At 72.4% G+C, this 23,810-nt stretch carries 29 protein-coding genes; 13 read left to right on the forward strand and 16 right to left on the reverse strand.

What is annotated here, in order from left to right; translation table 11 throughout:
- The first annotated feature begins 12 nt into the window (after positions 1-12).
- The 7 genes from V7S47_RS16280 to V7S47_RS16310 all read left to right on the forward strand — a co-directional run bounded on the left by V7S47_RS16280 (position 13) and on the right by V7S47_RS16310 (position 6,115).
- Entirely contained in the window at positions 13-969 is a 957-nt protein-coding gene (locus V7S47_RS16280) for an ABC transporter substrate-binding protein (RefSeq protein ID WP_336562558.1), read from the forward strand.
- Positions 970-1,059: 90 nt separating this feature from the next.
- Entirely contained in the window at positions 1,060-1,179 is a 120-nt protein-coding gene (gene amiA / locus V7S47_RS16285) for a streptamidine family RiPP (RefSeq protein WP_244509448.1), read from the forward strand.
- A 65-nt stretch (positions 1,180-1,244) separates the two neighbouring features.
- Positions 1,245-1,928, forward strand: a complete 684-nt coding sequence (locus tag V7S47_RS16290; protein ID WP_336562559.1) for a hypothetical protein — start codon at positions 1,245-1,247, stop codon at positions 1,926-1,928.
- Positions 1,925-2,932 (forward strand): CocE/NonD family hydrolase, encoded by a 1,008-nt coding sequence (locus V7S47_RS16295; protein ID WP_336562560.1) that lies wholly within the window; start codon positions 1,925-1,927, stop codon positions 2,930-2,932. The genes V7S47_RS16290 and V7S47_RS16295 overlap by 4 nt, the downstream gene beginning before the upstream one ends.
- Positions 2,929-4,260: a YcaO-like family protein gene (locus tag V7S47_RS16300; RefSeq protein ID WP_336562561.1), complete on the forward strand. Its 1,332-nt coding sequence runs from the start codon at positions 2,929-2,931 to the stop codon at positions 4,258-4,260. Before V7S47_RS16295 ends, V7S47_RS16300 begins: the two co-directional genes overlap by 4 nt.
- A complete protein-coding gene (locus V7S47_RS16305; RefSeq protein ID WP_336562562.1) occupies positions 4,257-5,522 on the forward strand; it encodes an MFS transporter in 1,266 nt (421 codons plus the stop codon). Before V7S47_RS16300 ends, V7S47_RS16305 begins: the two co-directional genes overlap by 4 nt.
- A complete protein-coding gene (locus tag V7S47_RS16310) occupies positions 5,519-6,115 on the forward strand; it encodes an HAD family acid phosphatase (protein WP_336562563.1) in 597 nt (198 codons plus the stop codon). The genes V7S47_RS16305 and V7S47_RS16310 overlap by 4 nt, the downstream gene beginning before the upstream one ends.
- 6 nt (positions 6,116-6,121) lie before the next feature.
- Here V7S47_RS16310 and V7S47_RS16315 read toward each other — a convergent pair whose 3' ends face one another.
- Positions 6,122-6,967 (reverse strand): LysR family transcriptional regulator, encoded by an 846-nt coding sequence (locus V7S47_RS16315; protein ID WP_336562564.1) that lies wholly within the window; start codon positions 6,965-6,967, stop codon positions 6,122-6,124.
- Between the two features lie 101 nt (positions 6,968-7,068).
- On the opposite strand from V7S47_RS16315, the gene V7S47_RS16320 reads away from it, so the two are divergent.
- Entirely contained in the window at positions 7,069-7,800 is a 732-nt protein-coding gene (locus V7S47_RS16320) for an SDR family NAD(P)-dependent oxidoreductase (RefSeq protein ID WP_336562565.1), read from the forward strand.
- 260 nt (positions 7,801-8,060) lie between these two features.
- On the opposite strand, the gene V7S47_RS16325 is transcribed toward V7S47_RS16320, so the two are convergent.
- The 7 genes from V7S47_RS16325 to V7S47_RS16355 form a co-directional block, all read right to left on the reverse strand.
- On the reverse strand, positions 8,061-8,960 hold the full coding sequence (locus V7S47_RS16325) for an HAD family hydrolase (protein WP_336562566.1): 900 nt from the start codon (positions 8,958-8,960) through the stop codon (positions 8,061-8,063).
- Positions 8,960-9,880 (reverse strand): formylglycine-generating enzyme family protein, encoded by a 921-nt coding sequence (locus tag V7S47_RS16330; protein ID WP_336562567.1) that lies wholly within the window; start codon positions 9,878-9,880, stop codon positions 8,960-8,962. The genes V7S47_RS16325 and V7S47_RS16330 overlap by 1 nt, the downstream gene beginning before the upstream one ends.
- Complete coding sequence (locus V7S47_RS16335; RefSeq protein WP_336562568.1) at positions 9,880-11,379, reverse strand: arylsulfatase; 1,500 nt, start codon at positions 11,377-11,379, stop codon at positions 9,880-9,882. The genes V7S47_RS16330 and V7S47_RS16335 overlap by 1 nt, the downstream gene beginning before the upstream one ends.
- A gap of 93 nt (positions 11,380-11,472) precedes the next feature.
- The gene (locus V7S47_RS16340) at positions 11,473-12,087 is read right to left on the reverse strand and encodes a vitamin K epoxide reductase family protein (RefSeq protein WP_336562569.1); all 615 of its coding nucleotides are present in this window, start codon (positions 12,085-12,087) and stop codon (positions 11,473-11,475) included.
- The gene (locus V7S47_RS16345) at positions 12,084-12,854 is read right to left on the reverse strand and encodes a DsbA family protein (protein ID WP_336562570.1); all 771 of its coding nucleotides are present in this window, start codon (positions 12,852-12,854) and stop codon (positions 12,084-12,086) included. The genes V7S47_RS16340 and V7S47_RS16345 overlap by 4 nt, the downstream gene beginning before the upstream one ends.
- A gap of 116 nt (positions 12,855-12,970) precedes the next feature.
- Complete coding sequence (locus V7S47_RS16350) at positions 12,971-13,666, reverse strand: hypothetical protein (protein ID WP_336562571.1); 696 nt, start codon at positions 13,664-13,666, stop codon at positions 12,971-12,973.
- Between the two features lie 29 nt (positions 13,667-13,695).
- On the reverse strand, positions 13,696-13,998 hold the full coding sequence (locus V7S47_RS16355; RefSeq protein ID WP_336562572.1) for an STAS domain-containing protein: 303 nt from the start codon (positions 13,996-13,998) through the stop codon (positions 13,696-13,698).
- Between the two features lie 96 nt (positions 13,999-14,094).
- On the opposite strand from V7S47_RS16355, the gene V7S47_RS16360 reads away from it, so the two are divergent.
- Together V7S47_RS16360 and V7S47_RS16365 are read left to right on the forward strand one after the other, a co-directional pair.
- Positions 14,095-14,499 (forward strand): NUDIX domain-containing protein, encoded by a 405-nt coding sequence (locus tag V7S47_RS16360; RefSeq protein ID WP_336562573.1) that lies wholly within the window; start codon positions 14,095-14,097, stop codon positions 14,497-14,499.
- A 141-nt stretch (positions 14,500-14,640) separates the two neighbouring features.
- A complete protein-coding gene (locus tag V7S47_RS16365) occupies positions 14,641-14,877 on the forward strand; it encodes a hypothetical protein (RefSeq protein WP_336562575.1) in 237 nt (78 codons plus the stop codon).
- Between the two features lie 3 nt (positions 14,878-14,880).
- Here the strand turns inward: V7S47_RS16365 and V7S47_RS16370 are convergent, their stop codons facing one another.
- Entirely contained in the window at positions 14,881-15,327 is a 447-nt protein-coding gene (locus tag V7S47_RS16370; protein WP_336562576.1) for a hypothetical protein, read from the reverse strand.
- 109 nt (positions 15,328-15,436) lie between these two features.
- On the opposite strand from V7S47_RS16370, the gene V7S47_RS16375 reads away from it, so the two are divergent.
- Positions 15,437-15,802 (forward strand): hypothetical protein, encoded by a 366-nt coding sequence (locus tag V7S47_RS16375; protein WP_336562577.1) that lies wholly within the window; start codon positions 15,437-15,439, stop codon positions 15,800-15,802.
- Positions 15,803-15,895: 93 nt separating this feature from the next.
- Positions 15,896-16,897, forward strand: a complete 1,002-nt coding sequence (locus tag V7S47_RS16380; protein ID WP_336562578.1) for an FKBP-type peptidyl-prolyl cis-trans isomerase — start codon at positions 15,896-15,898, stop codon at positions 16,895-16,897.
- Here the strand turns inward: V7S47_RS16380 and V7S47_RS16385 are convergent.
- From V7S47_RS16385 to V7S47_RS16410, 6 genes are all read right to left on the reverse strand, one after another.
- Positions 16,884-18,113: a sensor histidine kinase gene (locus V7S47_RS16385; protein WP_336562579.1), complete on the reverse strand. Its 1,230-nt coding sequence runs from the start codon at positions 18,111-18,113 to the stop codon at positions 16,884-16,886. The two genes, V7S47_RS16380 and V7S47_RS16385, sit on opposite strands and share 14 nt — an antisense overlap.
- Entirely contained in the window at positions 18,110-18,340 is a 231-nt protein-coding gene (locus V7S47_RS16390; protein ID WP_336562580.1) for a hypothetical protein, read from the reverse strand. Before V7S47_RS16390 ends, V7S47_RS16385 begins: the two co-directional genes overlap by 4 nt.
- Positions 18,341-18,777: 437 nt before the next feature.
- A complete protein-coding gene (locus V7S47_RS16395) occupies positions 18,778-19,374 on the reverse strand; it encodes a cysteine hydrolase family protein (protein WP_336562581.1) in 597 nt (198 codons plus the stop codon).
- A gap of 14 nt (positions 19,375-19,388) precedes the next feature.
- A complete protein-coding gene (locus V7S47_RS16400; protein WP_336562582.1) occupies positions 19,389-20,966 on the reverse strand; it encodes an FMN-binding glutamate synthase family protein in 1,578 nt (525 codons plus the stop codon).
- A 44-nt stretch (positions 20,967-21,010) separates the two neighbouring features.
- Positions 21,011-21,154: a hypothetical protein gene (locus tag V7S47_RS16405; RefSeq protein WP_336562583.1), complete on the reverse strand. Its 144-nt coding sequence runs from the start codon at positions 21,152-21,154 to the stop codon at positions 21,011-21,013.
- A 54-nt stretch (positions 21,155-21,208) separates the two neighbouring features.
- A complete protein-coding gene (locus V7S47_RS16410) occupies positions 21,209-22,015 on the reverse strand; it encodes a sigma-70 family RNA polymerase sigma factor (protein WP_336562584.1) in 807 nt (268 codons plus the stop codon).
- A 208-nt stretch (positions 22,016-22,223) separates the two neighbouring features.
- On the opposite strand from V7S47_RS16410, the gene V7S47_RS16415 reads away from it, so the two are divergent.
- Entirely contained in the window at positions 22,224-22,808 is a 585-nt protein-coding gene (locus V7S47_RS16415) for a response regulator transcription factor (RefSeq protein ID WP_336562585.1), read from the forward strand.
- Between the two features lie 652 nt (positions 22,809-23,460).
- Here V7S47_RS16415 and V7S47_RS16420 read toward each other — a convergent pair.
- On the reverse strand, positions 23,461-23,790 hold the full coding sequence (locus V7S47_RS16420) for a LuxR C-terminal-related transcriptional regulator (RefSeq protein WP_336562586.1): 330 nt from the start codon (positions 23,788-23,790) through the stop codon (positions 23,461-23,463).
- Positions 23,791-23,810: the final 20 nt, after the last annotated feature.

Below are 23,810 nucleotides of genomic sequence, written 5' to 3' on the forward strand. Positions count from 1 at the left end.
ACAGGAGAACCCATGCGCAATTCCCACCGCCGTACCGCTCGGGCGGCGGCCGCCCTGCTCGCCCTCGCCCTCACCGCCTCCGCCGTCTCCGCCTGCGGCGACTCGGAGGCCGACGACGCCGAGGAGCCCCGGGGCGACGGGGCCGCGACGCAGCCCGTCTCGGTCACCGACGACACCGGCGTCGAGATCGCCCTCGACGAGCCGGTCGAGCGGATCGCCTGCCTCACGATGATCTGCGTCGACGCGCTGACCGAGGTCGGCATTACCCCGGTCGCCTACCGCGACGCCCTCGCCCTCGACGAGCGGTACGCCGGCCCCGACGCCGACATGCGCGAGATCACGGGCGGGTTCGGCGAGGAGAACGTCGAGGACGTCGCCCTGGCCACCCCCGACCTGGTGATCGGCCTGGCCGGCGCCCAGGACGGCCTGCGGCCCGCCGTGGAGCGGATCGCCCCGCTCTACCTCGTGGATCCGCGGTCGTGGCAGGACTCGGTCGACTTCCTGCGGACCGTGGGCGACCTGACCGGCACGCGTGAGCGGGCCGACGAGCGCGCCGACGCCTTCACCGAGCGGGTGGAGGAGGCGGCGACGGAGCGCAGCGAGCTCACGACCCTGTCCATGTACGGCGAGCCCGGGAGCCTGGGGGTCGACTCGGTCGAGACGCCCGTCGGCTCGCTGCTCGCCGAGGTCAGCGACTACCCCTGGCCGGCGGCGGCCGACCCGTTCGCCAGCATCGCGGTCGAGCAGATCGCGAAGGCCGACCCCGACCTGGTCTTCGCCCAGGCCTTCTCGGCCTCGGCCGACACCGAGCCGCTGAGCGAGCGGCTGGCCTCCGACCCGGTCTGGGCCGGCATGACGGCCGCGCGCGAGGGGCGGGTGGTCGAGGTCGAGGCGCCGGTGTGGGCCACCGGACGCGGCACGATCTCGCTCGGCCTGGTGCTCGACGCGGTCGAGGCCGAGCTGGACTGAGATTGCTTATTGAGATCCATTCTCATCTCGAGATACGTTCTCGGCGCGGTCCCGGACGGGGCCGCGTCCCCTCACCGAAGGAGCACCACCGTGAACGAGTTCTTCACCCCCGTCGCCCAGCGCGTCCAGCTGTCCACGCACAGCGCCGGCCACAGCAACGCGCTGGTCGAGAACCCGTTCGACGAGGTCGAGGCCACCGAGGCCGACTGATCCTCGGACCCACCGGCGGCCCCGTGCGTCCCGACGCACGGGGCCGCCCCCGAGAGCGGACACCCATGACCCCCCTCCAACGGACCTCCATCCGGCTCAGACCCGGCGTCGAGCTGTACGCCGCAGCGGACGGCCACCTGCTCCGCGTCGGCGACACCCACCACCACGTCCACCTCGGCGGCGACGACGCCGCCGAGCTGCTCGACGCGCTCGCCGAGGGCGGCGACCCGGCCTCGGACCCGGCCCGTGCGGCCCTGGAGGCCCTGGTCGAGGCCGGCCTGGTCGACGTACCGCCCGCGCGCCTCAGCGTGGACGGCGACGGCGTGCTCGCCGCCGCACTCCGCGCCGCGCTGACCCGGATGGGCGCCGTCGTCGGTCCCGGCGGTGTCAGTGTCCTGGCCCGCGACGACGACGCGCTGCCCGCCGCCGCGACCACGGCGTGCTGGGTCGTCGGCCACCGCGTCGTGCTCTCGCCGCCCGCGGTGCCCGCCCCGCAGGTCGCCGCCCGGCACCGGGCCGCCACCCGGCACCGCGCGGCCGACCCCCGCACCGCCCCCGCCGCCGGGGCCCGCCGGGTCGCCGCCGCCGTACCGCTCCTGGCCGGCGCGGGGCTCGAGCTCGCCGCGGTCCAGGTCGCGGCCGAGCTGCTGCGCCCCGACCGGCCCGCCCACGAGGTGGTCGCCGTCGACCTGCGCGACCTCACGGTCTCCCGGCACCCGGTCCTCCCGGTCCCGGCCGCGCCGCGGTGAGGTCCTCCCGGAGCACGGTCGCCGGGCTCGCGACCTGGACCTGGCTGCCGGACCGGCCCCCGCGGGCCGTGCTCGTCGCCCGCACGCCGTACGGCGCCGCCGGGCACGCGGCCGAGGCCACCGGCTGGACCGCCCACGGGATCGGGCTGGTGGTCCAGGACGTCCGCGGCCGGCACGCGTCGCCCGGCGAGTTCGTCCCGTACGCCGAGGACCGCGGCGACGACGGACCGGCCCTGCTGACCTGGGTCCGGACCTGGGCGGACGCCCCGGTCGTGCTGCTCGGCACGTCGTACGGCGCCCACGCGGCGCTGGCCACCGCCGCCCACCTGCGGCCCGACGGGGTGGTGGTCGCGGTGCCCGCGCTCGGGCTCGGCGAGACCGCGCGCACCCGCGGCGGCGTGCTCCAGCTGGCCTCACGGATCGGCTGGTGGCTCGCCCACGACGTACGGCGCCCCTGGGCCGAGGTCGTCGCGGCCCGCCGACGCGACGCCGAGCGGGCCGACGAGGTGGCCCGGCTGGACTGCCCGCTCCTGGCGATCGGCGGCACCGACGACTTCTTCGCCCACGACACCGTCGACCTCGCGGCGGCCTGGGGCGGCCCCGCGGCCCTGGTGCTCGGGCCGTGGGACCACGGCCTGGCCGGCGCGCGCCGCGCGACCCGGATCCTGCGCTGGCTCGACGCCGTCCTCGCCGGCGCGCCGCCGACGGGCACCGAGACGATCGACCGGGACGGCACCGTCGCCCACGACCGACCCGTGGCGGCCGCGCTCCGGGTCGACGGCGCCGACGACGCCCAGTGGTGCGTCTCGCTCGTCGCGGACGGCCGCGAGGTGGCGCACGGTGCTGCGGTCGGTCGCCTCGTCCCGCTCGGCCCGGTGGTGCTGACCGCTGCTGATCGGGCCCGCCTCGAGATCCGGATCGCCTCCGACGACTTCCCCCGCTACGCCCGGTCGCACCGCCCGGCCGCCCCCGTCCCCGACCACCACCTGGAGCTCACGGCATGACGACCCTCCCCGTCGACCACCTCGTCGACCCCGAGTTCGGCCTGGTCACCGGCCTGCACCCGGTCGCCCGGCTCGACGGACTGCCGCCGTCGTACGTCGGCCTGACCGCGGAGGTGGCCGACTCCCGCGTGCACGGCAACTGGCCCAGCGACCGGGTCTCGCTCGGCACCACCTTCGGCGACCCCGCGGGGGCGCGGATCGCGGCGATCGGCGAGGCGGTCGAGCGCTACTGCGGCAACCACGTCCCGGACGGGCTGCTGCGGGGGACCGCACGGGAGCTCGCCGCCGCCGGGCACCGGCTGCTCGGCCCCGACGACCTGCGCTTCTTCGCCGACTGGCAGCACGAGCGCGCCGGGTTCCCGTTCGCCCGGTTCACCGACGACGCCGAGATCGCCTGGGTCGCGGGGGCGGGCGACGACGGTCCGGTGCAGGTCCCGGCCTCCTGGGCGCACCTGAACTGGCGGACCGGCTCGCGGCGCGGCGAGCCGTTCCTGCACCACGTGAACTACGCCGGGATCGCCACCGGCCAGGGCGTCGACGACGCCGTACGGCGGGGGCTGCTGGAGCTCGTCGAGCGCGACGCCCTCTCGCTGTGGTGGCACCTCGACCTGCCGGCCGCCGGGATCGACCCGGACAGCGTGCCGGGGCTGCGCGAGCACCTGGCCGGGTCGCGGCTGGAGGTGCACCTGCTGGCGCTGCCCGCCTGGTTCGGAGTCCCGGTGGTCGCGGCGGTGGTGCACGACCCGGTGACGGGGATCGTGGCCGGCGGCTTCTCCGCCAAGCTCGACCCGGCCGAGACGGCGGTCAAGGCCACCCTGGAGGCGATCCACAGCTGGGTGTTCACCCAGGGCCTGCTCGAGGCCGACGGCTGGGTGTTCGAGGCGATCGGGGCCGGCATCCTCTCGGAGGGTCTCTACCTCCCGCACCGGCCGGACCGCGACTACCTGGCCGTGGCGGGGGAGCAGTGCTCGCGGGTGCGGGACCTCGGCGCCCAGGCCCAGGTCTGGCTGGATCCCGAGGTGCAGCGTCGGCTGCTGCCCCGGTTCTCCGAGCCGCCGACCACGGTCGGCCTCGACGCGCTCCCGACCGGGACCGAGCCCGGTCTGCGCGCCGCCCTCCGCGCGGCCGGTCACGAGGTGGTCGTCTGCGACCTGACCACGCCGGACGTCGCGCTCACCCCGCTGCGGGTGGTGCGGGTCTGCGCGCGAGGACTCGTCCCCAACGCGCCCGCGGCCTTCCCCTACTACGGGCTGCCGCGCTGGGCCGACGTCGCGGGCCGGCCGCCGACGCCTGCGTCCCTGCTCCTGCTGCCGCCGCCCAGCCTGTGAAGGGCGCCGCCGACGGGGCGCTCGCGGACCCGACGTACCGCCGCTACCTGGCCGCCCGCACGGTCGCCATGGCCGGGAACGCGCTGACCCTGGTCGCGCTGCCGGTGCTGGTCTACCGGCTCACCGGGAGCGCCACCCTGACCGCGCTGATCGCGGCGGCCGAGACCGCGCCGTACCTGGTGGTGGGGCTGCCCGCCGGCGCCCTCGTCGACCGCTGGCACCGCCGCCGGGTGCTGGTCGCGACGGGCGCCGCCAGCGGACTCGCGCTGCTGAGCGTCCCGCTCGCCGACGCGCTGGGCGTGCTCGGCTTCCCCTACCTGCTGGGCCTCGCCACCGTCGTCTCGACGCTGTTCGTGTTCGCCGACGCGGCGACCTTCGGGATCGTCCCGCAGATGGTCGGTCGCGACCGGGTGGCGTCGGCGACCTCGACCCTGGTGACCGTCGGGACGGCGATCGGGCTGGTCGGCCCCCTGATCGGCGGGCTGCTGGTCACCACGCTCCCGCCGGCGCTCGTGCTCGGCCTCGACGGCCTGGCCTACCTGGCGGCCGCCGCGATCACGGCCCGGCTGCGCTGGCCGGGGAGCGAGACCGTCCCGGACGTCGTCCCGGGCCGGCGGCTGGGGGCCGAGGTCGCCGAGGGCCTGCGCTATCTGTGGGCGATTCCGGTGGTGCGGTGGCTGACCGTCCTCGGCGCCGGCAACAGCCTCGCCGGCGGGGCGGTGTCCGGGCTGCTGGTCGTGATCGGGGTCGAGCAGCTCGGCCTCGCCTCGGACTCGCCGGCCCTGGGCTGGCTGTTCGCCGCCGGGGCCGTCGGCACCTTCGTCGCCAGCCTCGCCCTCCCGCGCGTCCAGCGCCGCTTCGGCGTCGGGCTGATCACGACCTCCGGCTTCGCCGTCGGCCTGGTCACGCTGCTCACCCTGTCGCTGACCACGACGGTGCTGGCCGCGCTGCCGCTGCTCGCCGTGCTCAACTTCGCGATGACCACCCTGATCGTCAACGGCATCGTCGCCCGTCAGGTCGTCACGCCCGACCACCTGCAGTCGCGCGTCAACACCACCGCCCGGCTGATCGCCTGGGGTGGCAGCCCCCTCGGGGCCGCGCTCGGTGGGGTCGTCGCCGGCGCCGCCGGCACGGAGTGGGCGCTCCGCGTCGCCGCGGTCGGGCTGCTCGCGAGCCTGGTGGGCGCGCTGCTGGCCGGCGTTCCGCGGTTCCCGCGCCTGGACGCACTGGAGTCGGGAGAGGCGCCTAGGGTGACGTCATGACCCGCCGCGTGATCGTGCTGCTCACCGTGCTGGCCCTCGCGCTGACCGCCGCCGCCCCGGCGGGGGCGAGCGTGGCGGCCCCGGACGGGACGGGTGCCGAGCGGGCCGACGGCCTGCCGAGCAAGGCCACCTGGCTGCGCGACGTGGACCGGTCGTTGAGCGGCTCGCGCGGCTTCCTCCGTCGCCGGGCCGCGGCCGCGCAGCCCGGCGAGCGGCTGGCCGTCGTCCTCGACATCGACAACACCTCGATCGCCAGCCACTACGCCTGGCCGCGGCCGGTCAAGCGGACGCGGGCGTTCGCCCGCCGCGCGGCCGCCCTCGGGATGACCGTCCACTTCGCCACGGGCCGCACCCGGGCTCAGCTGGAGGGCGTCCCGGAGGTGCTGCGCGAGGCCGGCTACCGCTACCGCGGCATCTGCGTGCGCCGCAGCCCCTCGGAGCCGCTGCAGGCGTCCAAGCTGCGCTGCCGCAAGGCCCTCGAGCGCCGGGGCTTCACGATCGTCGCCTCGGTCGGCAACCGGCTCACCGACCTCCAGGGCGGGCACACCGGTCGGCGGTTCAAGCTGCCGGACTACGGCGGCCGGCTCAGCTGAGCCCGCTCACAGCCGCCCGGCGGTCCGCACCAGGCCGGCCACCCCGGTCGAGGTGCTGTGCGGCGGCCAGGCGATGACCGTCGTGACCCGCGGCGCGTCCGCGATCGGGAGGACGACCAGCCCGTCGCGCAGGTTGGCCTGCGCCGACTCGGGCAGCACCATCGCCGCGCGTCCGAGCCGGACCAGCTGCAGCACCTGGGTCAGGTCGCGCAGCTCGGGGCCGGGCCCGTCGGGGTAGCTGCCGTCGAGGTTCGGCCAGCGGGGGAGCGGCAGGCCCGGGATCGAGGTTGCCTCCGCGAGCGTCATCGAGGACCGGCGGCTCGCCGGGTGCCCGCCCGGCAGGATCAGCACCTGGTCCTCGACCAGCAGCGGGTCGACGTCGAAGCCGCTGGTGTCGTCGAACGGCCGGTGCAGGATGGCCACGTCCGCGCGCCCGTCGCGCAGCATCGGCGCCTGGTGCCCGGGCGGGCTCAGCAGCACCTCGACGTCGACCGCGTCCGGCTCGGCGGCGTAGGCGTCGAGCAGCTTGGCCATCAGCTCGCTGGACGCGCCGGCCTTGGCCGTGAGCACCACCGACGCCCGCCCCGCCGCCGCGACGGTACGGCGGGTCCGCCGCTCGGCCGCCTCGACCGCGGCGAGCGCCACCCGGCCCTCGCGCAGCAAGGTCTCCCCGGCGCTGGTCAGGGTCACGCCGCGCGGCGTACGGACGAAGAGCTCGGCGCCGAGGCGTCGCTCCAGCTGGGCGATCGCCCGGGACAGCGGCGGCTGCGCCATGCCGAGCCGTTCGGCCGCCCGGCTGACGTGAGCCTCCTCGGCGACGGCGACGAAGTAGCGCAGCTCGCGGGTCTCCACCACCCCGACGCTACCCCTCACCTGGTGTCATACCGGCGCGGTATGCCTGCCGACCCAGGCGGTCTTGGCGCGCGGCCGGGTGCCGCGGCCACGATCGAGGCATGACACAGAACGACAAGAGGACCGCGCTGGTCACCGGCGCCAACAAGGGCATCGGCTACGAGATCGCGGCGGGCCTGTCCCGCCTCGGCTTCCGGGTGGGCGTGGGTGCCCGGGACGCCGGCCGCCGCGACGACGCGGTGGCGAAGCTGCGGGCCGAGGGCCACGACGTGTTCGGCGTACCGCTGGACGTCACGGACGACGCGAGCGTGGCGGCTGCCGCGGCGCTGCTGGAGGAGGAGGAGGGCGGCCTGGACGTCCTGGTCAACAACGCCGCCATCACCGGCGGGATGCCGCAGGAGCCGACCCGGGTCAGTGCCGACCAGGTCCGCGAGGTCGTCGACACCAACGTCATCGGCGTCATCCGGGTCACCAACGCGGTGCTCCCGCTGCTGCGCCGGGCGGCGTCGCCGCGGATCGTCAACGTCTCGAGCACCGTCGGCTCGCTCACCCTGCAGACCGCCCAGGCCGAGCCGTACGGACCGCTCTCGGCGGCGTACTCGCCGACCAAGTCCTACCTCAACGCGATCACGGTCCAGTACGCGAAGGAGCTGGCCGACGAGGGCGTGCTGGTCAACGCCGGCTGCCCCGGCTACGTCGCGACCGACCTCAACGGCCATCAGGGCCTCCGAACGCCCGAGCAGGGGGCGGCGATCTTCCTGGAGCTCGCGACGCTTCCCGACGGGGGACCGACCGGCACCTTCCGCGACGAGACGGGCGTCCAGCCCTGGTGAACGCATCACGTCAGTGGGGTACTCCGGGCGGGCGGCAGGGAGTGGTCCGCGGCCCGGCCGCCGACGGCGACCACCTGCGGTCCTGGTCCCGGTAGCAAGCCAAGCCACGGCGACCCTGACGGATCCGCGGCCCGCGACCGGCCGAGGCGGCGGGGGAGGGGGAACGTGCGCTCTCGGGCTGCGGGGGTTTCGACACGGTCGCTAGCGCGACCTGGTCAACCACCGAGGGGGCACGCACCTGACGGGGCCGGAAGCTCGGCTCAGCCGAAAACCGTCGCCCAGTCCCGCCTCATGCTGACCACGGTCCAGCCCAGGCGGTCGGCGACGGCGGTGATCGGCTCGGGCTCGGTGAAGGTCTGCGCGGTGCTGACATAGGCGAACTCGCGATCCGCGTCGTCGTGGTCGACGAGCAGGGCCAGGGTGGGGCCGTCGCCCGCGGTCGCCCACTCCAGCATCTCGCGGTCGCCGCCGGAGTTCCCGACCGCGAGAATCGGCCGGCGACCCAGCTCGGTCTGGATGTTGGCGACCTTCGCGGCCCCCTCGTTGGCGGCGCCGACCAGCCGGGTCGAGCGCGCCAGGCGCGGCGGGTCGGGCAGGTAGTCGTATTCGATCAGGGTGCCGACCACGGCCTCCGGCGGGACGCCGTACAGGTCCTGGCTGACGGCGCGGACGAACTCGGTCCCGCCGCCGGTGACGACCATGACGTCGAAGGCGCGACGACGGAGCTCGTCGACCAGCTCGATCATCGGCCGGTAGGTGCAGTCGCGGTGCCGCCGGCCCAGGGTCGGGTGCTCGGCGCGGGCCATGAACTCGCGGACCCGGGCCGTGAACTCCTGCGGGGAGATCCCGGCGAAGAGACCGGTGAGCGCCATCGCGATCCGCTCCAGGCCGACCTCGCCGATCGCCTGCTGGTCGCCGGACAGCAGGGCGGCGAACTCGGCCCGCTCGCCGACCTCGGGGTCGCCGGCGATGCGAGCGCACAGGGCATCGACGAAGAAGTCCAGCTGCACGTACCTCGGCCGCTCGCACCACAGGGTGCCGTCGTTGTCGAAGCACGCAACGCGGTCCGGCGCCGCCACCTCCGTCGACGCGTCCAGGAACGCCACCACGGCGTCCCGGGTCGGCCCCGGGCGCCAGGACGGCAGCAGCGGCTCGGTCATCAGGTCCTCCTCACGCAGCGGAACCCCAGGTGACTGGTCCCGGTGTCGACCATCTGCGGCCGCCGGGCGGCCGGCCGGTAACGCAGGCAGTAGCTGTCGGCGCACAGGTGCGAGCCGCCCTTGACGACCTTGCGGGCGATCCGGAACTGCGGCTGGGCGGGGTCGAGGCTCCGCTCGGCATCGCCGCCGCGTGGGTCGACCGGCACGCAGCAGGGCTTCGCGGCGGCGTCGGGGTGGCGGTCGGTCCAGAAGTCGGCGGTCCACTCCCAGACGTTGCCGGCCATGTCGAACAGCCCGAACCCGTTCGCGGGGAAGCTGCCGACCGGCGCGGTGCGGGTGAACCCGCTCTCGCGGGTGTGCCGCCAGGGGAAGTCCGGGCCGTCCCAGGTGTTGGCCATGATCCGCCCTCCGGGACGCGGTTCGTCGCCCCAGGTGAACGCGGCCCCCTCCAGCCCGCCGCGGGCGGCATACTCCCACTCGGCCTCGGTGGGCAGGTCGGCGCCGGCCCAGTCGGCGTACGCCCGCGCGTCCTCGAGCGCGACGTGGACCACCGGGTGGTCGGGCCGGCGCTTCACGGAGCTGCCCGGCCCCTCCGGTGCCGACCAGCAGGCGCCCGGGGTCCAGGTCCACCACTGGCTGACGTGCCGGAGGTCGACCGGGCCGGGGGTGGGGGTGAAGACCAGGGAGCCGGGTTGCAGGTTCTCCGGCGGTGCCCCGGGGAAGTCCGCCGGGTCGGGCGCCCGCTCCGCGACGGTCACGTAGCGGGTCTTGCGGACGAACCGCGCGAACTCCGCGTTCGTGACCTGGTGGGCGTCGATCGTGAACGCCCCGACCCGCACGGGGTGGGTAGGGGCCTCCTCCGGGTAGTGCTCGTCGGAGCCCATCGTGAACGTGCCGCCGGGCAGGGCGACAGGGGTCATCAGCTGCTCCCGACGCCGGCTCTGAGCTTCTCCATCATCCGCTCGACGTTGAAGCTGGCGGGCTCCTGACGAGCCGGGAACTCGACCAGGGTCTGCAGCATCCGGGCGACGTAGGCCTGCGCCGGGATGAACAACCAGACATGGTCGAGCACCCAGTCGTAGTAGGTGTTGGAGGTGATGTCGGCCCGTTCGTACGGGTCGGTCTTGAGGTTGAAGAGCTTGGGGAAGCGCAGCTCGGTGAACGGCTCGGCCCAGATCTGCAGCGTCCCGGTGGCGCGCTGCTCGAGGAAGATGAACTTCCAGTGGTCGAAGCGCAGAGCGGTCAGGTCACCGTCGTCGGAGACGTAGAAGAAGTGCTGGCGGGGGCTCTGGTCCGCGGCGCCGGTCAGGTAGTCGAGCTGGTTGTGCCCGTCGAGGTGCACCCGGTACGACGTCCCGGCCAGGTCGGTGCCCTGGCGGAGCCGGTCGGCGATGTCGGCGTCCCCGGCGGCGGCCAGCAGGGTGACGAACCAGTCGTTGTGGCTGACGATCCCGTTGCGGACCTCGCCCGCGGGGAGGTGGCCCGGCCAGCGGACCATGGCGGGCACCCGGTAGGCGCCCTCCCAGTTGGAGTTCTTCTCGCTGCGGAACGGCGTCATCCCGGCGTCCGGCCAGCTGTTCATGTGCGGCCCGTTGTCGGTGGAGTACATGACGATCGTGTTGTCGGCCAGGCCGTTCTCGTCGAGGTGGTCGAGCACCGAGCCGACCAGGTCGTCGTGGTCGCACATCGTGTCGTGGTACTCCGACTGCCAGCGGCCGGCCCGACCGCGGCTGCCGTCCTTGATGTGGGTGCGGAAGTGCATGTGGGTGGTGTTGAGCCAGACGAAGAACGGCGTGTCGCTCTCCTGCGCGTCGGCCATGAAGCGGAGCGCCTCCGGCACGACCTCGTCGTCGATGGTCTTCATCCGCTCCTTCGTGAGCGGGCCGGTGTCCTCGATGCGCTGGGTGCCGTCGTCCTGGGCCCAGGAGTGGATCACGCCTCGTGGGCCGAACCTCTCGCGGAAGTCCGGGAAGTCCTCCGCCGACGGGTAGTCGTAGAGCTCCGGCTCCTCCTCCGCGTTGAGGTGGTAGAGGTTGCCGAAGAACTCGTCGAACCCGTGCGCGGTCGGCAGGAACTCGTCGCGGTCGCCGAAGTGGTTCTTGCCGAACTGTCCGGTGGCGTAGCCCAGATTCTTCAGCGCGGTGGCGATCGTCGGGTCCTCGGCCCGCAGCCCGACGTCCGCACCCGGCATGCCGACCTTGGTCAGGCCCGTGCGGTAGGGGTTCTGGCCGGTGATGAACGCCGCGCGGCCCGCCGTACAGCTCTGCTCGCCGTAGTAGTCGGTGAACCGGATGCCCTCCGCGGCGATCCGGTCGATGTTCGGGGTCCGGTAGCCCATCAGCCCGTCGCTGTAGCAGCTCAGGTTGCTGATGCCGATGTCGTCGCCCCAGATGATCAGGATGTTCGGTCGGTCGGGCACGGTCGCCTCCTCGTCGGTCCGGCTCCGGACGCTAGGCGGGCCGCCGAGCCGGCACCTCACCCGACTTGGGTGAGGGCCGGCCGCCGACGGCGATCACCCCAGAGTGCTCCAGTAGTCCCAGAACCGGACCAGCGCGAGCACGACCACCAGCAGGTACCAGGCCAGCACCACGAGGTACCGGACCGACCAGACGGCCTCGGCCACCCGGCGGCCGCGCCCGTCCGGCAGGTTCACCCGGAGCGCGACCAGGACCGACCAGACGGCGATCGGGATCGTGACCGCCCAGACGACCAGGCACCACGGGCACAGGGCGTTGATCCGGTAGAGGCTCTGGAAGGCCAGCCAGTGCACGAAGGCCAGGCCGAGGGCGGCGCCGCCGGCGAGCCCGGTGAGCAGCCGGCCCGGGACGCGGGTCCCGGTGGCCAGCACGACCCCGACCGTCACCACGACGCTGAAGCCGACCAGCCCCAGGAGCGGGTTGGGGAACCCGAAGACCGACGCCTGGTCGGTCCGCATCACCGAGCCGCAGGACAGCACCGGGTTGAAGTTGCACGACGGCGTGTACGACGGGTCCTCGAGCAGCCGGACCTTGTCGACGACCAGGGTGAAGGCCGCCAGCAGCCCGATGCCGCCCAGCACGACCAGGCCGACGCCGAACGGCCGGAGTGGGACCGGCCGTCCGGCGTCGTCGTCGTACGGCTCGGTCACGAGCGGGCCGCCTCGACGGCGGAGGCGAGCTGCGCGGCCTCGACCTGCGTGCCGTTGACGCTGACGGTGGGGGTGCTGCTGACGCCGGACGACATGACGTCGTCGGTGTGCTGCTGGATCCAGTCGTCGTAGCGCCGGTCGGTGATGCACGGCCCGACGGCGTCCTCGTCCGCGCGGGCGTCGACGGCCATCGAGGCGAGGGTGGCGTCGTCGAGCCCGGCCGTCCCCTCGGCGGGCTGCTGCGCGTAGAGGGACTCGTGCATCGTCATCCAGGCGTCCGCCCCGGCGTCGGCGAGGACGCACATCGAGGCGTTCAGCGCGCGGCTGGCGTACTCGGTCGAGGACGCGTTGTCGAGGAACGCGATCGGGCGGTACTCGACGGCGACGTCGTCGCTGGCCCGGTACTCGGCGAGGGTGCTGCCGAGCGCGGCCTCGAACTGCTGGCAGGCCGGGCACTGGAAGTCCTCGACGGCCTGGACGGTGACGGTGGCGTCGGCCGCCCCGAACCGGATCGCCCCGTCGGAGGTCAGACCGGGTGGTACGGCGGCCGGCTCGTCGCTGCCCCGGCTGGCCAGGACGACGACGGTGACGCCGACGACCAGGACCACGACGAGCGCGCCGACGAGGGCCTGGACGCGGATCGAGCGGCGGCGTTCCTGCTGCTTGCGCTCGGCCATCAGCCGCTCCATCTCCTCGCGGCGGGAGCGGGCCGGCTGGCGGCCCTCGGCGGAGACATCGGGCAGGCGTGGGGTGTTCTTCTTGGACATGGGTGTTCCTCTGCGATCGCCCCGGAGGGCAGGGTCGGGAGCCCGGACCGGTGGTCCGGGAGATGGGCGCGCGCGACCGCGCCCCCTCCTGACGTCGACGACGAGGTGGGAGGCGGTCAGACCGACAGCGGCGGTCCGCGCCGCGAGAGCGGCTGGGCGAGCCAGCGCGAGCGCAGGTCCGGCCGGGGCGCCACGACGACCGGGTATCGGCGCGCGGGCTCCTCGAGAACGGGCAGCACGAGCAGCGGGACCAGGAGGACCCGCCGCCCGGTCAGCGCGAGGACCGTGAAGAGGCAGCGCTCGCCGTACGCGAGCCAGAGCCCGACGAGCCCGGCCGCCGCGAGGTGCGCGGCCATCATCGGCGCGTGGGCCGACAGGTCGTGGAGGAGGTGACCGACGGGCAGGGTCGGCGTCGAGGCGGGATGGCCGCCGGGTGCGGCGGCGTACGCGTCGAGGAGCGAGCCCTGTCGCTGCCCGCCCACGACCGGCAGGTCGCTGAGCGCCGTCGTACGACGGGGTACGGCGGCCGCCCCCGCGGACCGGTCACCGACGTGCCCGCCGGACACGGTCAGCGCGAGGTGCAGCAGGGCCTGCCCGCCGACGGTCATCGCGACCAGCCGCAGCCGGGACGCGGGCCGGGCGAGCAGCGGCAGGCTCAGCAGCACCGTGAACGCGAGGAGCACCGCGAGCGTGGCCGGGCCGGGCAGCAGGCCGTCGGCGGTCACGTGGCCGGCGACACCCAGGAAGAACGCAACTGCGGCGACGAGGAGGGCACGGCACCACCACACGCCCGCGTCGATCCGTCCTTCCACGGCCTCCAGTCTGACAGGGGGCCGGAAGGCTAGCTCGGGTCGAGCTGGTCGTGCGGCAGGCCGGTCACCGTGAGCACCCGCTGGCTGATGCTGCCGGTCCGGGCCTGCAGGGTCATCGGGTGCACGCCCTCCGCGTGCCAGGCCGCGATCAGGGAGCTGAGGGCGACGCTGGGCAGGTAGTCCACGTCGGACAGGTCGACCGTCAGCGGGCCCTCCGCGAGCGCGTCGAGCAGCAGAGCCAGCAGCTCCGGCGCGAGTCCCTCGTCGATCGAGCCCGACAGCACCAGGACACCCTCGTCCGTGCGTCGCGACTCCAGGTTCGTCTCACTCATGGGTAAACCGTATCGAGCGCCCTCGGGAGGGTGGTGACCCTGGTCGCCCCGAACGGATGTCGCGGGCCTGTCGGAGGTCCGTGCTGTGATCGGCGGATGGTCGAGGTCGTGGTCGGGGCGCTGGTCCGAGCAGGACGGGTCCTCCTCGTGCACCGGAGGCCGGACAAGCGCGCCTACCCCAACGTGTGGGACCTGCCCGGAGGAGTCGTCGAGGCGGGGGAGACCGAGCAGGTCGCCCTCGCTCGCGAGCTGCACGAGGAGCTCGGTGTGCGCGTCGGGACGACCTCGTCGTCGCCGCTGTGCCGGCTGACCGTCCGACCGGCCGGGGACCTGGTGCTCCTCAGCGCGTGGCTCGTGCACGACTGGCAGGGGACGCCGGTGAACGCCGCTCCCGAGGAGCACGACGACCTCGGCTGGTTCGACCTGGAGACGCTGCCTCCCCTCGCCCACGAACTCGTGCGCTCGACCCTCTCAGCATCGGCAGGGCCCCGAGGCGGCTGAGCGTTGACGTACGTCGTGGCGACGCGGGACGTATCTGAGCGAACGCTGCGCGTACCTAGTTGTAGTGAAGACAGCACGGGTTCTCGGCCTGGAGGTACCCCACCTGGACGCAGACTCCGTCGTGACGACTACGGGGGGTCCATGCGCGACACAGAGCTCACAGCGATCGACGGCGGCATCAACGAGGTGGCGCAGCACGCGTGCCACGCACTCCTGGCGCTGGGCGATCTCCGCTACTCACCGGACCCGGCGATGAGGCTCGCCTACCGCCAGGTCCACGACCTCATCGGGGACCTCGGCGCCCTGCGGATCACGGTCAGCTGCATGCCGGTGAACCAGGACGGGTCCGGGCCGGGTCCGGATCGACTCACCGGCTAGTCGCTACCCCAGCGTGGGCGTCTGCACCTGCGTCGTCGCGAGGGTCTCGCCCGTGTCGTCCAGTGTCCTCTCGGTGGTCTGCGCCGTGCCTGTCTTCGCGCCGATGAGGTAGCCGGCGATGGAGCCGAGCAGGGTGAAGTAGGCGGCGACGAGGTCACTGTCCACGGCGATGGACATGCCCAGCCCGACGGTGCCCAGAGCGCCGACCGACAGCAGCCCGACGACCCGGGCGAGCGTGACGTCGATCTTCCGCGTGCCCACCAGCTTCCCCTGGTCGTCCTTGCTCCGAGACGAGCGGTAGTGGCTGTTCAGGAGCCAGCCGGCCCAGACCGCGAGGGCGCCCGCCACGAGGACTCCGCCGGCGAGGACGAGCAGCTCCGTCTCCGAGATCGCCGTCGTGGTGCCGTCGGGGGTGGGATCTTCGACGATGGTCATCAGCAGCTGCTTCATCGGTCTCGCCTCTCGAGTGAGTGTCCCCCGCACGAACGTAGGGACGTGGCCTCGGGAGGCGGGCGGATCCACCGTTCTTTCCCCAGTTCTCGCTCGCTACGGTGAGCCGGTGACGACGAGGAGCACCGACCCCGCCCGATCGCCCGACATCACCGTCTCCCTCTGCCGGGGATGCTGCTGCGGCAGCGAGCGCAAGCACCCCAGCACCGACCACGACGGGCAGCGGGCCGCACTGGAGGCCGTCGCGTCCGACCGGGTCCGGGTGCGCGTGGTCGACTGCCTCGACCGGTGCGCACGGAGCAACCTCGTCCTCGTCCGCCAGCACCTCGGCCGCGGCGAGCGCCGCGACACCTGGTTCGGCGGCGTCCACTACCGGGCGCACACCGAGGCCCTGGCCGGCTGGGTCGACGACGGCTGCCCGCCGCTGCCCGACGACCTGGCGCGGCTCCGCGTCCCACCACCGGTCCCGTCCTGACCCTCCGGGCCGGCGCGCGCGGGACGCCCAGGCAACCCTCAGGAACGGCCACTAGCGTGGCGCGGTCCGCTCCACTCGACCGATGGGTCTCCTGTGCTTCGACGTCACCGCCGTACGACGGCCGCCCTGGGCGCCGTCCTCCTCGTTCCCGCTCTCGCCGCCTGTGGGGGAGCCGACGACTCCGGTGACGCCGGTGACTCGGCCTCGGAGGCGTCGTCGTCGGAAGCCCCCGCCGCGGCCGGGAAGCTCGACGAGGTCTCGTTCACCGGCGAGGTGGGAGAGGGCATCACCGGCGAGTGGAGCTCCGCGATCGAGACCCCGGAGAAGACGGTCGTGACGACCCTGGTCGAGGGTGACGGCGAGAAGGTCGCCGAGGGCGACACCGTCAGCACCTATCTGTGGATCGGCAACGGCACCAGCCAGGAGCAGGTCTTCAGCGACTACGACAACGGCGCGCCCGAGTCCATCCCGAACAACCCGGGCCAGGTCGACGCCGTCTTCGCCGCCCTGTTCGAGGGACAGACCTACGGCTCCCGCGTCGCCGCCGTCACCAGCGCGAGCGAGGTGCTCGGCGACGGGGAGAACCAGCTGGGCATCGACCCCACCGACAGCCTGGTGGTCGTCGCCGACCTGGTGGAGAAGGCGGCGGTCGCGCCGACGCCCACCGACGACAAGGCCCACGACGTGGCGCCCGACGAGCAGCCGTCCGTGGTCGAGAAGGGCGGCACGGTCACCGGTCTCGACTTCACGGGCATCGAGGAGCCCGCGCTCGACACCCCGGTCCAGCGCGTGGTCCTGAAGGAGGGGACGGGCGCGGCCCTGAAGGCCTCCGACACGGTCACGGTGAACTACCTCGGCTCGACGTACGACGCCGACGCCCCGTTCGACGAGAGCTACTCGAAGGGCCAGCCCCTCAACTCGCCGCTGAACGGTCTGATCCCCGGCTGGACCACCGGGCTCACCGGCGTCAAGGTCGGCAGCCGCGTGCTGCTCCAGATCCCGCCGGCCCTCGGGTACGGCGCGCAGGGCAGCGGCGACGCGATCCCCGGCAACGCCACGCTGTGGTTCGTGATCGACGTGGTCAAGGCCGAGTAGGCGCTTCGCCGCCTGCCGCGCGAGGGACGGTCAGGGTGCAGGTCGTGCCGGCGCCGGGCTTGCTGGTGATCGAGACCGTTCCACCGTGCGCGTGCAGGATGTCGCGCACCAGGGAAAGACCGATGCCGACACCCGGCGCCGTCGTACGACGGACCGCGTCGGCGCGCCAGAAGCTGTCGAAGGCCCGGGCCGTCTCCGCGTCCGTCATGCCGATGCCGTCGTCCGCGATGGTGATGCGGACCTCGTCCGGGCCCCCGTCGCAGCGGATGCTGACGGTGCCCCCGCGGTCGGTGTACTTGAGCGCGTTGCCGACCAGGTTCTCGACGGCCTGCTCGATGCGGGGGTGGTCGACGACGGCGGGCTGGGGGAGTGGGGCGTCGAGCACGAGGGTGACCCCGGCTGCGGTCGCCTGCTCGGCGAAGGTCGACGCAAGCTGCGCGACCAGGCTCGACAGGTCGGTGGGTACCAGGGCGAGGGCCCGGCGTCGTTCGGCGGTGTCGAGGAGCTGCGCGATGCGGGCCTGCAGGCGGTGCGCGTTCCGCTCGATCGTCGCCAGCGTCCGGCTGACCGTCGCGCTGGGGTCCTTGAGCTCGTCGGCAAGGAGCTCGAGGTTGCCCACGATGGAGGTCAGCGGGGTCCTCAGCTCGTGGGAGACGGTGGCGACGAGGTCGTCCTCGACATGGAGAAGGCGCGCGGGAGAGCCCGCGTCGTCCGCGGTGGACGTACGTCGTTCCCGTCCGTCGCGGTGCGCAGCCTCGTGCGTGACTCGCGGGGCGATCCGCAGCTCCGTGGAGCAGGCCCGGGCCAGGTCGCGCAGGGTCTCCAGGTCGTCGTCGCTCCAGGTCCGAGGCTGGTGGTCGATCGCGCAGAGCGACCCCACCGCCGTGCCGTCGGCGTCGGTGAGGGGCCAGCCGGCGTAGGCGATCACCTGGAGATCGGGGATCGCGCGGTTCGCGGCCAGCCGGTCGTCGCTCCGCGCGTCGGCGACGACGAGCGGGGCGCGGTCGGCGACGACGTACTGGCAGAACGAGTGCGAGAGCGGTGTCTGCCGGGTCGTGGCGTAGGGCTGCGGCAGGCCGAGGGCGCCCGCGAAGACCTGGCGGTCGGACCCGACGAGGGTGACCAGGGCCACCGGCACCCGCACGAATCGATGCACCAACCGGGCGTAGTGGTCGAACGACCGTCCCTCGGCGACGTCGAGGTCGGGCCTCGTCACCGCTCGCCGTCCCGTGAGCTCCTGTCGAGGTAGGCCACGATGCGGTTGAACAGCAGGACAGGCCGAAGAGGATCAGGACGGTACGACACCGGCATGGCCAGGTGATGAGTGAGGCCTTCGGCGTCCATCGCGCCAGCAGCGAGGCCCACCGCGGCGCACACCCGGCTGGCGGTCCGCACCACCTCGGGCTCGAGGGTCCAGACGGCGTCGTACTCCCGGCCTTCCATCGGTCTCCGCTCCTGCCCGGGCAGCTCCGCGGCGACGAGGGCCGCCGCACGGTCGGGGCCGTCGCAGACGACGAACCACTCGCCGGCGTAGCCTTCGAGGGTTCGAATCCTTCATCTGCCGCCGGGGAAACGAAGGGCCTCTGACCTGCGGAAACGCAGGCCAGGGGCTCTTTTCGTGTGCCCGTAGGAAGTATCGGATCTGGCGGGTTCGGGGCATGTGGTCGCCTGCCTGGTCACAGCCCGCTGACCTTTAGAGATGCGCGTCGATCAGCGAGTACTCCGAGCGCGTGCCCTGTTCGTGCTCAAGTTGCCGGGGTACGGAGGCTTCACCGTGCGCGGTGGCCGGACTGCCTGCGCAGACGTGGGGGGGGGAGGGGTATCACATGCCGACGGGCCTCGAGACCGTTGGCGTACCGGCCCGACGTTGCGTCGGCAGCTCACGGACATCGAGGAGCACCGGCGGCACCCGTCAGGGATGCGAGCACCTCGTCGGTGGACGCGCGGGGCTGGCGGTACTGATCGTGGAGCAGCGCGAGCGTCCGCTCGTGCAGGTTCCAGTCGATCGAGGCCTCCGCGTCGGCGACGTGGATGACTCGGAGGTCGTGGGCGTAGGCGTCGGTGGCGGTGGCGGCGATGCACGACTCGGTCGAGACGCCGCAGAGCAGGACGATGTCGGAGCCGAGCTCTCGGAGCCGGTCGGCGAGCGCGGTGCGGTGGAACGCACTGTCTCGGGTCTTGTGGATGATCTCGGTCCCCTCATGGAGCCCAGCCACCCGCTCGACCCCGGCGGTGCCCTCGACGGTCATGCCGGCACCGTCCTCGTGCATGTTCAGCGACCAGGTCGAACGGTCCGCCCGATGCACGGTCCGCACGTCGAAGACCGGTGCTCCGATGTCGAGTGCGGCGTCGATGAGCCGGTTGCAGGCCGCGACGAGGTCGTCACGGCATCGTGCCAGCTCGCTGTCGTTGAAGAAGTCGCGCTGCATGTCGACGACCACGAGCGCATGACGTCGTCCGAGATCCAGTTCCTTCATCGCAGGCCGACCACTCAGATCCCGCTGGCGTCGAGCCCACCCGACCCCGCGGCCTCACGAGCGGGCGGTCCGGTCTCGGAGGTCTCGGGCGGGCCCTCGGTGCGGCTCTCGGGCTCCTCGGTACGGCTCATGATCTCGATGATCGACCGGCGGTCGTCGACAGACGGAAGACTCCACCCGGGCTCGTAGCCGTATACGTCGTGGAGGAGACGACCCTCGGAGAGGGTGGAGAGGACCTCGATGTCGACGGGTCCGATGAGACTGGGGTGCTCGACGCCGCAGGTCTCGGAGACCTTCAGCAGGTCGCGGCGCAGGGTCTTGAGGTAGTTGGCGACCCGATCGGCCTTGGAGACGGGGTCGAGTCCGCGTGTGAGCCAGGGGTTCTGGGTCGCCACGCCCGTGGGGCAGCCTCCGGTGTGACATTTCTGGGCCTGGACGCAGCCGACGGCGAACATGGCCTCCCGGCCGACGTTGACCAGATCGGCACCGAGGGCGAAGGCGACGAGGGCGTTGTCAGGCAGGCCGAGCTTGCCTGCCCCGATGAAGGTGACGTCCTCGTGCAGTCCGCGGCGGGCGAACTCGGCGTACACCCGGGCGAAGCCGAGGCGGAAGGGAAGGGCGACGGAGTCGGTGAAGACGAGGGGTGAGGCGCCGGTGCCCCCTTCGCCGCCGTCGATGGTCACGAAGTCGACCCCCCGGCTCTCGCTCGCCATGGTGTCGGTCAGGTCGCGCCAGAAGCCCAGGTCGCCGACCGCGGACTTGATGCCGACCGGCAGTCCGGTCTCGTCCGCGATCAGCTCGATGAAGTCGAGGAGCGAGTCGACGTCGTCGAACTCCGAATGTCGCGAAGGGCTCAGACAGTCGACCCCGATCGGCACGCCGCGCGTGTCCGCGATCTCTCGCGAGACCTTCTCGGCCGGCAGCACCCCACCGAGGCCGGGCTTGGCGCCTTGGCTGAGCTTGATCTCGATCGCTCGGACGGGTGCGCCGGCGACGAGGTCCTTCAGCCGGCCGAGGTCGAACCGTCCCTGCTCGTCGCGGCAGCCGAAGTAGGCGGTACCGACCTGGAACACGAGCTCGCCACCGTGCCGGTGATGGGGGGACACTGCGCCTTCGCCGGTGTTGTGCAGGACCCCGGCCGAGGCTGCACCCCGGTTGAGAGCCTCGATGGCGTTGCCGGACAAGGAGCCGAAGCTCATCCCAGAGATGTTGACCACCGAGTCGGGGCGGAAGGCGTGGCGCCGGCCACGCGGGCCGCCGAGGACCTTGGCAGCCGGAAGGGCGGCTACTTGGCCCACGACCCCGTGGGTGGGGTAGGACCTACTGAACGTGCGGTGGTGGACGACGACGTTGCCGTCGCTGTGCTCGAGGTCGTTGTCGGTGCCGAACCCGAAGTAGTTGTTCTGCAGCTTCGAGGAGGCGTAGACCCAGCGGCGTTGGTCTCGGCTGAAAGGACGCTCCTCGTCGTTGGCGGCCACGATGTACTGCCGCAGCTCCGGGCCGATGGCCTCCAGCAGGAACCGTGCGTGACCCAGGACCGGGAAGTTGCGGAGGATCGCGTGTCGGCGTTGCAGCAGATCGTGGGTCGCCACGGCTCCGATCGCCGCCGCAGCACCCGCCAGCGGCCACGACGACCTCACGACCCGGCCCCCTGCACCTCGTCGTCGACCACGGACTCCACCGCCAGCATCGATGAGGTCTGCCGGCGATGCCCCACGATCAGCGCGTACCCCAGGGCGGGCCCGAACAGCAGCACGAGCAGGACGAGAACGGCAACCATGTCGATCGGGTACCCCGGCCCGGTGGCGGGTGACTCACCCGCCAGGGTGGCGCGTCACCGGTGCCAGGCATCCTCACCGATCTCGCGGCGTGCGTCCCGAAGGATGCGGCTGAGATGCCGGGAGACCTGCATCTGTGAGAGTCCGATCTCGTCGCCGATCTCGGACTGGGTCTGGTCCTCCAGGAATCGCAGGGCCAAGATCCGTCGATCGCGCTCCGAGAGCTGGCGGAGCACGGGCCGCAGCAGCAGGCGTGCCTCGGAGACGTCATGGTCGTCCTCGTCCTCGGCGAGCATGTCGCCCAAGGTCATGCCCGGCTCGTCCGTCTCGCCGTGCACCGGGCGGTCGAGGGAGGCAGGTTGGAAGAGGCCCTCGGCGCGCAGGGCCTCGTGCACGGTCTCGACCGGGATGTCGAGGTCCGCGGCGATCTCCGCGGGAGTCATAGGCGTGCCGTCCTGGTGGCCGGTGTGGTGCAGTCGCAAGACGTTGGACTGGGCCTCCTGGATGCGGCGGGGTGGACGGATCATCCAGCCGTGGTCGCGGAAGTATCGCTTCAGCTCGCCGGAGATCGTCGGCACGGCGTACGAAAGGAAGTCACGTTCGTGGCTGAGCGAGAACTTGCTCGCCGCGCGGACGAGTGACATGGCCGCGACCTGCTCCAGGTCGTCGAGGGCGATGCCACGTCCCTCGAAACGCCGAGCGATGGCGTGAGCGACCCGCAGGTTGATCTCGACGATCTCGTTCAGGAGGTGCTGACGTCGATCGGGAGCTGCCTCGGCCACGCAGGCGAACAGCTCCCTGGTGCGCTCGCTTCGCTCCCTGTCGGAGAGCCGGACGGCGGTTCCCGAGGCATGCGTCGTCATAGCTCTCGCGTGCCCCGCGCCGCGAGCCGGAAACGCCGTGGGCCCAAGAACCACCTCTCCGGGTGACGGTCAATAGCTACGACATCCCCGGCGGCAGACCGACCGCCTTGTCCGATCCTGGACAGGTGACGTCTGAGGGGCGGGCTGGGGACCAATGATCACGGCATTGAGGGTTGATCGCCGTCTTGTACCCGGGTAGAGAAGGAGGGTGAGTCCGGTACGTGTTGCGGTGGTGAGCCGATACCAGGTGGTTCGCTTCGGTCTCAGGGCCATCCTGGAGCAGCGACCAGAGGTTCAGGTGCTCGAGAGGTCTCCTGGTGCCGGAGACGCCGCCGAGCCGGACGTGGTCCTCTACGACCTCGCAGGGCTGGTGGATCCGAGCAGCGACGACCTGCCCTATCTGGCTCGTACGAGTGCGAAAGTCGTCGGGATCGTGCACGACCCGAGTACACATCTGGCGGGTCGTGCACGGGCCGCCAACCTCGTAGGCACGCTTCCCCTCAACAGCTCCGTGGACGAGCTGTTCAAGGTCGTCCTGTCGGTGGTGCGTGAGCCTGATGCCCAGAGTCCCCGAGCCGTACTGCCGTTCCCCCAGGGCGCCACGAACGTGCTGAACGGACGAGAGCTCGAGGTGATCGCACGTCTGGCGGCGGGGATGAGCAACGCCGAGATCGGACGGGACCTGTTCATCGGCATCAATACCGTCAAGACCCACCTGCGCAGGGCATACCGGAAGATGGGCGTCCACACGAGGGCGCAGGCGATCCTCTGGTACCTGGACCGGCAGCTCTGAGCGACCTCAGATCAGGGAGCGGCGCCTGGCGCCCCCGAGTGCGAACGACCGACCTCGCCAACGGCTGCCGTGAGGGCGCGATCGACCGGTCCGTCGAGTCGCCGGAGAAGTACTACGTGCTTTCCGCGGCTCTTGGCCTGTGTCTGCGTCCGGACAAGGAAGTCTGCGACCTCGCCCGAGAGGTGGGTCGAGGCCGTGAGGTCAATGATCATGTCGCCTGCCAGGGGTTGAAACGCGCACACGGCATCCTTCACGAGATGAAGGTCGGCAGTCGTGCAAGTTCCCTCGATCCGGAGGCGACGACTCATCGCGTCGTAGGAGACGTTGGTCATTCGGTGCACCCTTCTCCGCAGTGGTCGCGGAACCCGAGCGGTCCCCTGGACGATTCTCGGGGCCTCTACGTTGCTACCGCTCTCGCGACTTGTCCATCCTCTCCCGCATGTTCCTGCATCCGTCCGCTTGTTTCTCGGTCGAGCCTGAGAGGCGCACCTCGACCATGCCGCGCTGGCAGGCCGGGGTGCGGCGTCACCTGAGTCGGATGAGCTTCATCCGCTGCAGGTAGCGACGTCCATCCGGTGTCCCCGAGATGTGCCTTCGAGTCCCACCCTGTGGGGTGGGGATGTCATCGGGTGGGGAGGCCGTGCTCGATGGCCTACGCGACTGCGGTCGCCCTGTTCGTGGCACCGATCTTGGAGTAGATGCTGCGGATGTTCGTCTTGACCGTGTTCACGCCGATGAACAGCTGCTCGGCGATCTCCCTGTTCGTGCAACCCTGGGCGATCAGTCCCAGTACCTGGTGTTCCCGCTCGGACAGGCCGACGTCCCCTGCCATCAGGTCGAGGCGTGCAACTTGGCTGGACCCGACTACCGGCTCGGACCCGGCGTCGCCGTCAGACCATCCGGTGACGGCCGATTCGAGAGCGGTCGCGACCTCGTCGATAGGCGCGGTGATGTCGACGAACCCGTCGACGCCGTGCGCCAAGCCTTTGGCCGTGAGGTCGG

The sequence above is a fragment of the Nocardioides sp. CCNWLW216 genome, assembly GCF_037120545.1.
Classification (GTDB): domain Bacteria; phylum Actinomycetota; class Actinomycetes; order Propionibacteriales; family Nocardioidaceae; genus Nocardioides; species Nocardioides lianchengensis.

Bases quoted from the DNA above. Each gene is read 5' to 3' on its own strand.
- V7S47_RS16280 (WP_336562558.1), top strand. From the start codon at position 13: ATGCGCAATTCCCACCGCCGTACCGCTCGGGCGGCGGCCGCCCTGCTC.
- V7S47_RS16290 (WP_336562559.1), top strand. From the start codon at position 1,245: ATGACCCCCCTCCAACGGACCTCCATCCGGCTCAGACCCGGCGTCGAG.
- V7S47_RS16300 (WP_336562561.1), top strand. From the start codon at position 2,929: ATGACGACCCTCCCCGTCGACCACCTCGTCGACCCCGAGTTCGGCCTG.
- V7S47_RS16310 (WP_336562563.1), top strand. From the start codon at position 5,519: ATGACCCGCCGCGTGATCGTGCTGCTCACCGTGCTGGCCCTCGCGCTG.
- V7S47_RS16320 (WP_336562565.1), top strand. From the start codon at position 7,069: ATGACACAGAACGACAAGAGGACCGCGCTGGTCACCGGCGCCAACAAG.
- V7S47_RS16325 (WP_336562566.1), bottom strand. From the start codon at position 8,960: ATGACCGAGCCGCTGCTGCCGTCCTGGCGCCCGGGGCCGACCCGGGAC.
- V7S47_RS16330 (WP_336562567.1), bottom strand. From the start codon at position 9,880: ATGACCCCTGTCGCCCTGCCCGGCGGCACGTTCACGATGGGCTCCGAC.
- V7S47_RS16345 (WP_336562570.1), bottom strand. From the start codon at position 12,854: ATGTCCAAGAAGAACACCCCACGCCTGCCCGATGTCTCCGCCGAGGGC.
- V7S47_RS16355 (WP_336562572.1), bottom strand. From the start codon at position 13,998: ATGAGTGAGACGAACCTGGAGTCGCGACGCACGGACGAGGGTGTCCTG.
- V7S47_RS16360 (WP_336562573.1), top strand. From the start codon at position 14,095: ATGGTCGAGGTCGTGGTCGGGGCGCTGGTCCGAGCAGGACGGGTCCTC.
- V7S47_RS16365 (WP_336562575.1), top strand. From the start codon at position 14,641: ATGCGCGACACAGAGCTCACAGCGATCGACGGCGGCATCAACGAGGTG.
- V7S47_RS16370 (WP_336562576.1), bottom strand. From the start codon at position 15,327: ATGAAGCAGCTGCTGATGACCATCGTCGAAGATCCCACCCCCGACGGC.
- V7S47_RS16390 (WP_336562580.1), bottom strand. From the start codon at position 18,340: ATGGAAGGCCGGGAGTACGACGCCGTCTGGACCCTCGAGCCCGAGGTG.
- V7S47_RS16395 (WP_336562581.1), bottom strand. From the start codon at position 19,374: ATGAAGGAACTGGATCTCGGACGACGTCATGCGCTCGTGGTCGTCGAC.
- V7S47_RS16405 (WP_336562583.1), bottom strand. From the start codon at position 21,154: ATGGTTGCCGTTCTCGTCCTGCTCGTGCTGCTGTTCGGGCCCGCCCTG.
- V7S47_RS16410 (WP_336562584.1), bottom strand. From the start codon at position 22,015: ATGACGACGCATGCCTCGGGAACCGCCGTCCGGCTCTCCGACAGGGAG.